This window comes from uncultured Corynebacterium sp. (assembly GCF_937999985.1).
GTDB lineage: Bacteria > Actinomycetota > Actinomycetes > Mycobacteriales > Mycobacteriaceae > Corynebacterium.
The window spans coordinates 1-9,705 of the sequence record NZ_CALLDG010000071.1 but is presented as its reverse complement, the minus strand read 5'-3'; the positions used below and the strand labels follow the sequence as shown (position 1 = coordinate 9,705).

The 9,705-nt window shown below is 62.2% G+C and carries 6 protein-coding genes; 1 reads left to right on the top strand and 5 read right to left on the bottom strand.

What is annotated here, in order from left to right; all coding sequences use genetic code 11:
• Together Q0331_RS03365 and Q0331_RS03360 are read right to left on the bottom strand one after the other, a co-directional pair.
• Positions 1–1,129 (bottom strand): AMP-binding protein (locus Q0331_RS03365; RefSeq protein WP_298074875.1); only part of this gene is annotated, 1,129 nt, incomplete at its 3' end.
• Between the two features lie 257 nt (positions 1,130–1,386).
• Positions 1,387–2,676: an adenylosuccinate synthase gene (locus Q0331_RS03360; protein WP_298074873.1), complete on the bottom strand. Its 1,290-nt coding sequence runs from the start codon at positions 2,674–2,676 to the stop codon at positions 1,387–1,389.
• 180 nt (positions 2,677–2,856) lie between these two features.
• Here Q0331_RS03360 and Q0331_RS03355 point away from each other — a divergent pair, with 180 nt between their 5' ends.
• Positions 2,857–3,714 carry a hypothetical protein gene (locus Q0331_RS03355; RefSeq protein WP_298074871.1) on the top strand — a complete coding sequence of 286 codons (858 nt, stop codon included), beginning with the start codon at positions 2,857–2,859 and terminating at the stop codon, positions 3,712–3,714.
• 12 nt (positions 3,715–3,726) lie between these two features.
• Here Q0331_RS03355 and Q0331_RS03350 read toward each other — a convergent pair whose 3' ends face one another.
• From Q0331_RS03350 to Q0331_RS03340, 3 genes are all read right to left on the bottom strand, one after another.
• A complete protein-coding gene (locus Q0331_RS03350) occupies positions 3,727–7,659 on the bottom strand; it encodes a Rib/alpha-like domain-containing protein (RefSeq protein ID WP_298074869.1) in 3,933 nt (1,310 codons plus the stop codon).
• A 113-nt stretch (positions 7,660–7,772) separates the two neighbouring features.
• Complete coding sequence (locus tag Q0331_RS03345) at positions 7,773–9,011, bottom strand: aromatic acid exporter family protein (RefSeq protein ID WP_298074867.1); 1,239 nt, start codon at positions 9,009–9,011, stop codon at positions 7,773–7,775.
• A gap of 10 nt (positions 9,012–9,021) precedes the next feature.
• Positions 9,022–9,705: endonuclease/exonuclease/phosphatase family protein (locus Q0331_RS03340; RefSeq protein WP_298074865.1), on the bottom strand; the 684-nt coding region annotated here is incomplete at its 5' end.

Below are 9,705 nucleotides of genomic sequence, written 5' to 3'. Positions count from 1 at the left end.
CGGAACGCTCGCCCTCGTCCGCGGGCGGGTGGATCTCCGCGAGGTCTTCTGTCGTGATGTCCACGATCTTCACCTCCGTGTTGGAGACCGGCAGGCCGATGGAATCCAGCGGCGTAACTCCCACGTCGCTGACGCTGGTCACGGGGCTGGTTTCGGTCATGCCGAAGCCCTGCAGAATGCGCACGCCCAGGCGGTTAGCTACAGCGTTTGCAAGCTGTGCGTCCAGGGCCGCCGCGCCGGAGAGCACCGTCTCCAGGGTGCCGATGTCGAACTTGTCCACCAGCGGGTGCTTGGCCAGCGCCACGGCGATCGGCGGGGCGATGAAGGTGAACGTGATGCCGTACTTCTGGTGAGCTGCCAGGAACTTCTCCAGGTCGAAGCTGGGCATGGTCACCACGTGGGCGCGCACGTACAGGCAGGAGTTCAACAGGACGTTCATGCCGTAGATGTGGAAGAACGGCAGCACGCACATCACCACGGAGTCGCGATCCAGGCCGTTTGGGCCTAGCCGCACGCCGATCTGCAGGATGTTCGCCACGAGGTTGCGGTGGCTCAGGCGCACGCCCTTCGGCACGCCCGTGGTGCCCGACGAGTACGGCAGCACCGCCACGTGGGTCGCCGGGTCGATGCTAACCTCCGGCGCGGGGCGGCCCTCCCCCACGAGCGCCTTGAGGCCGGTCGCTTCGTCGGTGAGGTCGATGATGTTGCTCGGGTCGATCCCTGCTTCTTCTGCGCCTTGGACGCCCGCTTCTCCCAGCAGCTTGGTCGTCAGCACATACGTCGCACCAGAGTCCTTGAGCTGTTTTGCCACGTCGTGGGCGTTCATCAGGGAACCCAGGGTGGTGACGGTCGCCCCGGCGCGGAGAATGCCGTGGAAGGCGACCGCGAAGGCGAGGCTGTTCGGGCAGTGCAGCCCGACGACTACGCCTGGCTTGACTCCGCGTTCGGCTAGTGCGCCCGCGAAGGCGTCAATAAGAGCCTTGAGTTCCCCGTAGGTGGTTTGCGATCCCGTGGCGTCGTCCGTGATGGCGATGCGACCGAGGTCTTCCTCGGCAATGTTGCCGAAAAGTACGTCGTAGATTGTGCTGTTCGGGATGTCGATTTCCTGCTGTGGGCTCTGGATCGGCATGGTTTCACTCCTCGTAACCGGGGGCTGCGTTTGCAATTTAAGACAAACCTTAAGCGAGTGACGTGCATCACGTTGCCGAACAAGTATTTTCCTTTTAAAAATATTCAGATCTTCCCGGCATTCACCCCCGTGGCTCCTCAGTAGACTCGAGGTCATGCAGGATAATCGCGCTCACCTCAAGCCCCTCCCCGTACCGCCGCTGGATGCCACGCTGCCCGCGCTCTAGCGCAGCGCCCTAGCCCTGCTCTAGCCCTGCCCTAGCTCTCCGCGACGTCGTTGATGACGATCGTCTGGTCGCGGCCCGGACCCACGCCGATGTAGGAGATTCGGCAGCCGGACAGTTCCTCCAGACGCTTGACGTAATCCTGCGCCTTCTCCGGCAGCTCTTCGAAGGTCTTGCAATCGGTGATGTCCTCGTCCCACGCGGGCATGGTCTCGTAGATCGGGGTGGCGTGGTGGAACTCGGTCTGCGTCATCGGCATCTCGTCGTGGCGCACACCATCCACGTCGTAGGCCACGCAGATCGGGATTTCGCCGATGCCGGTCAGCACGTCCAGCTTCGTCAGGAAGTAGTCGGTGAAGCCGTTCACGCGGGAGGCATAACGGGCAATCACGGAGTCGTACCAGCCGCAGCGGCGCTTGCGCCCGGTGTTCACGCCAACCTCGCCGCCGGTGGTCTGCAGGAACTCGCCCCACTTGTCGAACAGCTCCGTGGGGAACGGACCGGCACCCACGCGGGTGGTGTAGGCCTTGATGATGCCCAGCGATGCGGTAATGCGCGTCGGACCAATGCCCGTACCCACGCACGCACCGCCGGTGGTGGGGTTAGAGGAAGTCACGAAGGGATACGTGCCGTGGTCCACGTCTAGCATCGTGGCCTGGCCGCCCTCCATCAGCACAGACTTACCGGCGTCCAGAGCTTGGTTCAGCTCCGTCGACACATCGATCAACATCGGCTTGAGGCGATCGGCGTAGGAGAGGAAGTAGTCCACAACCTCGTCCACATCCACGGCGCGACGGTTGTAGATCTTCACGAGGATCTGGTTCTTCTGGTCCAGCGCGGATTCGATCTTCTGGCGCAGGATGGATTCGTCCAGCAGGTCCTGGGCGCGGATGCCCACGCGGGAGACCTTGTCTGCGTAGGTCGGGCCAATTCCGCGGCCGGTGGTGCCGATGGCGCGCTTGCCCAGGAAGCGCTCGGCCACGCGGTCGATGGCCACGTGGTAGGGCGCCACCAGCTGCGCGTTGGCGGAAACGCGCAGGCGGGAAGCGTTTGCGCCGCGAGCCTCCAGACCGTCGATCTCCTCGAACAGCGCCTCCAGGTTCACCACGCAGCCGTTGCCGATGATGGGCGTGGCGTTTTCGGAAAGCACACCTGCGGGCAGCAGCTTGAGTTCGTACTTTTCGCCGCCGACGACGACGGTGTGGCCGGCGTTGTTGCCGCCGTTGGGCTTGACTACGTAGTCGACCTTCCCGCCCAGAATGTCGGTAGCTTTGCCCTTACCTTCGTCGCCCCACTGGGCGCCTACGACGATGATCGCTGCCATGGAAACTAAAACACGTCCTCTGCGTTGGTACTTCTGTACTCATGGGTGTAGCCCCGCTCCAAGCATCTGCTGCATATTCTGTCGCTGCTGTAGCTTCAGTTAGAAACCGGGCGGGGCACCTAGACGTTTCTCCATTCTAGTACCTCGCCGGTGCTTGTGGCACGGCTATGGTGGGTTTCTATGTTGTTTATGTTGCGTTGCGATGTTCCCGCCAGCGATCGGCTGCGCGATCCTGTACTGCCGGGCGAGGCCGTGGAGTGCCTTGATCTGTCCGCGGTGCCGAAGCGCAAGGAGCTGCGTTTCCTGGATGATCTGGAGCGGTTCGTGGTGGGTTCCACCCCGTCGCTGGAGGAGATGATGCAGCGCCCCGACGCTCCCCACTTGGGCGCCCCGCAGCCGGATCCGCACGAGGTCAGCGAGCGCGTGCGCGTGATCGTGCAAGGTAGCGACGCTGCTCTGGCCGCCGTGGTGTCCAAATTGATGCGCATCGATGCCCTGTGGGTCGAGGTTGGTTTTATCCCCTCTGGTTCTTCGGCGGTTGCTCTTTCGTGGGGTCTGGACGCCACCTTCTCCCCCGCCGAACACCTCACCTTCGCGCTCGCTTCCCCGGCTGTGCCGACTCCGGTGATCCGCGACGACCACGGCGTGGTGACGTTGGGCGTGGCGGAGGTCACCGGCCCGGCAAGCGAGTCCGAGGAAGTGGCGGAGATGATCGGCGAGGTGATCGTCGATTCCGAGATCCTGTATGAGCAGGCAAAGGCGGGCACCAGCGATTTCAACAATGGCGTGCGCCTGGTTCCAACCCCGGATGCTCCGGGTTTGGCTGCGGTGCAGCGTCCGCCACTGCCCCGTAAGGGTTGGTTTGGGCGCATAAAGAAGCCCCGCAGTACCGTCTCTCCGACGGTACTGCGGGGGCGGGCCTTACAGGCCGGTGGGGTGGATCTGGCGGTTACCCGTGATGGGGTGCGCCATCCCCGCCCGCTGAAGTCGGTGACGTTTTACCGTCACCTGCGGGATGGACAGTTCGTGCGCAATTAAGCGCGCCCGCGGTTAGCGGACGTAGCCGTGGTCGCGTGCCCAGTTGTACAGGCACGTCAGGCCGGCACCGAGCGCAATAGTTCCGAACAGGGCCGCGAGGAAAATACCGAATGGACTGGAACCGGTGATGCTGCTGGAGCCGTTGCTTGAGCCGCTCAAAGATCCGAACAATCCGCTGCTGGAACCGCTGGATCCGCCGGTGTTGTCATTCGGCTTTTCCTGCTTCGTGATGGTCACCTTCAGCGTCGTGGTGGTGGTCGATCCATCCGGGTAGGTGATGACAACCGGGACGTCGTACTCGCCCGGCTCAACTTCCTTGCTCGGCTTCAGGGTGACGGTGCCGTCCGGGTTGACGGTAGCCCAGTCTGGAGCACCCTCACCAAGAGCGAACTCCGCGTCGTCAGCTACGTCAGCCGGCGGGGCGACGGTGGTTTCGTCCCCCTGCTTCACGTCGGCACCGGGGTAGGTCGGATTGTACTTCTCGTTGGTCGGCTTCACGGTGACGGTGATGTTCACGGTCGTGTCGTCGCCGGAACCATCCTTGTAGGAGACCTTCACCGGAACGGTGTACTCCTTGGCCTCTACATCCGTGCCCGGCTTGGCGGTTACGGTGCCGTCCGGGTTGACGGTGATCCAGGACGGTACGCCCTCGCCAGCCTCGAAGGTCGCACCCTCGGCCACATCGGTCGGAGCCGGAGCGGTCACTTCGTCGCCCTGCTTCACCGTCACGTCAGAGTAGGTCGGATCGTGGATCTCGTTAGCGGGCTTCACGGTCACGGTGACGTTCACGGTGGTGTCATCAGCCGAGGTATCCGGGTAAGTAACCTTCACCGGAACGGTGTAGGTACCGTCGACCACTTCCAGGCCTGGCTTCACGGTTACGGAGCCGTCCTCGTTAACGGTCGCCCACTCCGGGGCGCCCTCACCAGCAGCAAACTTCGCACCCTCGGCCACATCGGTCGGAGCCGGAGCGGTCTCTTCGTCGCCCTGCTTCACAGTCACATCCGAGTAAGTCGGATCGTGCAGCTCGTTGGTCGGCTTGACGGTCACGGTGATGTTCACCGTCGTGTCGTCACCCGTCTTGTCGGGGTAGGTCACCTTCACCGGAACGGTGTAGGTACCGTCGACCACTTCCAGGCCCGGCTTCACAATCACGGAGCCGTCCGGGTTGACGGTGATCCAGTCCGGCACGCCCTCGCCAGCCTCGAAGGTCGCACCCTCAGCCACATCCGTCGGAGCCGGTGCAGTCACTTCGTCGCCCTGCTTCACGGTCACATCCGCGTAGGTCGGGTCATGAATCTCGTTGTCAGGCTTCTTGGTGACGGTCACCACGGCGGTGGTGCGGTCGGAGGAGTTGTCCTCGTAAACGACAGTGACGGGAATCTTGTACTCGCCCGGCTCGACGTTCAGGTCCGGGTTGACCTCGATGCTGCCATCCTTATTCAGCGTGGCCCACTTCGGAGCACCCGCACCCAGGGAGTATTCCGCATCAGCGGTGCTGTCCGTCGGCGCAGCAACAGTACCGGTTTCGGTCTGCACAACCTCGATCGGTGCGTAGGCCGGGTCGTGCACCTCGGCAATGTCACGCTCCGTGACGGTGACCTTCAAGGTGGCGGTGTCCTCGGTGCCATCGGGGTAAGTGATGGTGACCGGAACGTCGTAATCCTGCGGCGCAACGTCACCGCCCGGGTTTAGCTGCACGACACCCTTGTCGTCGATGGTTGCCCAGCTAGGCGCACCGTCTGCAAGGGCGAACTTCGTGTCAGCCGGCAGCCCCTCAACGGCCGGGGTCTTCGCGGTGCGGTTGGCCTTCACGGTGATGCTGCCGAGCTCCGGGGAGTAGATCTCGTTGTCCGGCTTCTTGGTTACGTTCACCTTCGCCGACGTGTTGTCGGTGGAGCCATCCGGGTAGGTCACGACGACCGGGACGGTGTACTCCTTGACCTCAGTCTCCAGGGTGGGCTTCGCTTCGATGGTGCCGTTCTCGTTGACGGTGATCCACTCCGGCACGCCCTCACCAGCGGCGAACTTCGTACCGTCTGGCATGTCCTCCGGTGCAGCCACGGTAGCGGTGCTGTCCTGCTCGACGGAAGTATCGGTGTACTTCGGATCGTGCAGCTCGTTGGCGGGCTTCACCTTTACGTGGACGTTAACCTCGGTCTTATCGGCGGAGTTGTCCGGGTAGCTCACAACAACCGGGACGGTGTAATCACCTTCGGGGACATCCAGCCCCGGGTTCACGGTGACGGTGCCGTCCTCTGCGACGGATGCCCAGTCCGGCGCGTTGTCACCGAGGGCGAACTTCGCTCCCTGAGCAACGTCCTTCGGAGCCGCTACGGTCACGGTATCCAACTGCTTGACGGTCACGTCGTCGTACTGCGGATTGTGGATCTCGTTGTCTGGCTTCTTGGTGACTTCCACCTTCAGCTCAGTCTTGTCGGAGGTCCCATCCGGGTAGGTCACGGTGACCGGGACGGTGTACTCCTTGACCTCGGTCTCCAGGGTGGGCTTCGCCTCAATGGTGCCGTTTTCGTTGACGGTGATCCACTTCGGCACGCCTTCACCAGGGGCGAACTTAGTGCCATCGGCGACGTCCTTCGGAGACGCAGCGGTTTTCTCATCCCCCTGCTTTACCTTAATGTCGGTGTACTTCGGGTCGTGCACCTCGTTAGCGGGCTTGGGCTTAACGTGAACTGTCAGCGTTGCGTTGCCGACGGACTTGTCGGAATAGGTCACCTTGACCGGAACGGGGTGCTCGCCCGGCTCCACATCCGTGCCGGGCTTGACGGTAACCGTGCCGTCGGCGTTGACGGTCGCCCAGGTCGGCGCACCTTCACCGGCAGCGAAGGTGGAGCCTTCTCCAGCGTCGGATGGTTTAGCGGAGGTTTCCGTCTTGTCTTGAACCACCGTCACATCTGTGTACTTCGGGTTGTGCTGTTCGTTCTTCGGCTTAACGGTAACCTTCACCTTTACAACGGTGTTATCAGCGGAGGCATCCGGGTAGGTGACAACGACCGGGACGGTGTAGTCGCCGGGCTTCACATCCAGTCCCGGCTTGACGGTGACAGTGCCATCCTTGGCGACGGTCGCCCACTCCGGAGCGTTGGCGCCCTTAGCGTAGGTGGTACCTTCCGGCGCCTGCGCGGTGTTCTTCGAGGTAGCGGTATCCTGCTGCTTCACCTGGATGGGATCGTACTTGGGCTCATTGAAGTCGGCAGCTTCTCCAACCTGAGTAACACCCAGCGGCTTGTACTGGTCGGTCATGCACGCTGTACGGAGGCCCACCTCTTTAAACCCGAGAACGGTTCCAGCAATGCCATACCCGTAGAACATATTGTTGGCATTAACACGATTCGCGTCGTCGACCTTCGTAAATGCGGTTGGCGTCTGGATTGTTAGCTTTCCAGCTTTCTTTGCCCTCAACTTAAGTTCAAGGGTATTGAATCCAATCTTCACGGTCGTTTTGGCGACCTTCGCCGGAACCATCATTTTGTTTACAAGGATGACATTCTTATTCAAGGTGGCGTCAAGATTGGAATCGACCAGCTCAACGTCCTCAGGAATGTAGAACCTTACTCGATTGGCTTTGGATTTACTACCCTTTTCAAAACTTGGATCCAGACTAAAACCAAACTGATCCAAACGTGGCTCATTGATCACGATGTCATCAATATTGATTGTGGCGGTTACAACTTCGCCTACGCCAGCACTCTCTGGCATCTGAACATGAACCGCGGTAGACAGATCCTTATCCTCATTTGCTCTACCGCCTCCGGCATAAATATTGCAATGCAGCGGCAGGTTCGTATCCTGCGTTTTGTTAGCCGTGGCGGCCTGCGCAGCTACCGGGGAGAACGGGGACTGTGGGACAGCCGTGGCGGTCAATACCAAGCTGGATGCCGCCGCAACAGCAGTCATTGTGCGGCGAGAACGAAGAAACATCATAAGAGGCACCTCAAAGTAGAGCGAGACGACATTAAGTCGTTGTGGGGAACAATTCCCCAACTTCTTTAAGAATCTACTATCGCCACTCTTAAGGTTCCACCCGTAGCCCCGCCCTACTCCCCCAGCTCGTCCCACACCTCCGGCGGCTGCCACGGCCTATCCACCGTCGGCCGCAGAAACGCCATAGCCGACTCACGTGAATAGCCACAGACTTGCAGGGCGTCAACAATAATCGAACGACACTGCGCCAACACCACCGTGCCCGACAAGCCCGTACCCTCCGCGATGGCCAGGTCCGCCTCCGCGGCGAGTTTCTGCAAGGCGCGCACGATCTCCGGGATCTCCACCGCCTCATCGCGGGTGCCGCGCGTACCGCCCTCGGCGAACAACGCACCCAGCTGGCCCAGCTCGTTAGAGATACCGCGCATCAGCTCGATCATCTCCTCCGGCGGCTCGATCTCGTCCAGCATCATGATCTCCGCCCGGCGAGCCAGCACGCGCGTATTGCGCATCACGTTATCCACGGGCACCAGGATGCGGTTCATAGACTTCGCATGCCGCCGGGCCGTCCAGTAAATCGGCGAGACGGCCACGACCTCCGAGCCTCCACCCACGTTCGTCAGCAGGGCATTCACGTAGGTCTGGGTGCCGCGGGCGATCTCCAGGGCTTTGGTGATCTTCTCGGGCTTGCGCTCCTCCATGCCCTGCGCCACATCGTCCAGCACCAGCGAAGCCTTCGAGATCAGCGTGGAGACCTCCCGCCTAGCCGGGCGCAGCGGGGAGTTCGGCACCAGCGCCAGCACCAAAATGCCGATCACGCCACCGATCAGCGCGTCGATCATGCGGTCCCACGAACCAGAAGACCCCGGCGGCAGGATCGTCGCCACCAGCACAGCGGAACTGGCAGCTTGGAAAGCCACAGAGACCGACTTATCCACGAACGTCGCCACCAAGATGGCGAACAGCACCACCACAGAGACCTGCCAGTATCCGCTACCAATGTTGCTAATCACCAGATCGCCGATACCCACCCCCACAGAGGCGCCCAGCACCAGCTCGAAGCCGCGCCGCAGTCGCTTACCGGCACTCACGCCCAGGCTCAGCACCGCCGCGATGGGCGCGAAGAAAGCCTGCTGGTGATCAAAAACCTGCTCCGCGATAAGCAGCGCCAGGCCCGCGCCGATAGCGCACTGAATGGCGAAGACTATCCCCTCGCGCACGCGGATTGCACCTTGCACCGGCGCGATGCGGCGCAAGTTCCGGGCTGCGGCGCGCACTCCGGGGCGCAGGCGGTTGGCCGGCTCGCCCCACATCTCCTTCGCGGTTCGGGGCCGCGGTTGTGGTTCTGCCATGCCCGCCAGTCTAGGTGGTTACGTCCGCCCACACGGCCAGATGGTCAGTACCCAGAATCCGCTTCGTGCCGCCACCCAGGCACTCGCCGGTGGTCATGATGTGATCCAGCCGAATCACGGGGAACACCGCCGGCCACGTTGGGGTGTGCGCCAGGTGCCCCGTGCAGTCGCTGAGCTCGAAGTCGCGGTAGCGCGGGTGGCTGCGCGTTGCGTTGAAGTCGCCGGCGAGCACCAGGTGGCGCCGGGAGTTCGCCCACTCGCTGAGGTTCGCCAGTTCACGCTCCCACGCCGGGCGGTCGTCCTTCGCCGGCGCCACCGCGTGCACGCCCACGAACTCGCTGTTGCCGTGCAGCGGTGCGTTCACGCGCGGGGTCTGGAAGCGAGTGAGCCCACGGACCATGTTGCCGTGCGCCCCTGTTTTTTCTTTGTATGACGCCGACACGAGCGCCACAACATTATCCGCCCGATCGTTGCCAGGTCGCGGCTGGGTCATAGGGAGATAGCCGGTCTTGTCCGCCACTCTGCTAACTTCCTCCGCATTAGTCTCCAGGAGGAAAACCACATCTGGTTTGAGCTCATCGATGGCACGCGCAATCCGCTTATCGTCGGCCTTGCCCCAGTAGGTGTTCAGGGAAAATACGCGGGTGGGGTTGGTGGCGTCCGAAAAATTGGGCGCCGGTACGCGCGGGACGAT

Excerpts from the sequence above, each read along its gene's own strand:
- Q0331_RS03350 (WP_298074869.1), bottom strand. The coding sequence starts at position 7,659 with ATGATGTTTCTTCGTTCTCGCCGCACAATGACTGCTGTTGCGGCGGCA.
- Q0331_RS03355 (WP_298074871.1), top strand. The coding sequence starts at position 2,857 with ATGTTGTTTATGTTGCGTTGCGATGTTCCCGCCAGCGATCGGCTGCGC.
- Q0331_RS03345 (WP_298074867.1), bottom strand. The coding sequence starts at position 9,011 with ATGGCAGAACCACAACCGCGGCCCCGAACCGCGAAGGAGATGTGGGGC.
- Q0331_RS03360 (WP_298074873.1), bottom strand. The coding sequence starts at position 2,676 with ATGGCAGCGATCATCGTCGTAGGCGCCCAGTGGGGCGACGAAGGTAAG.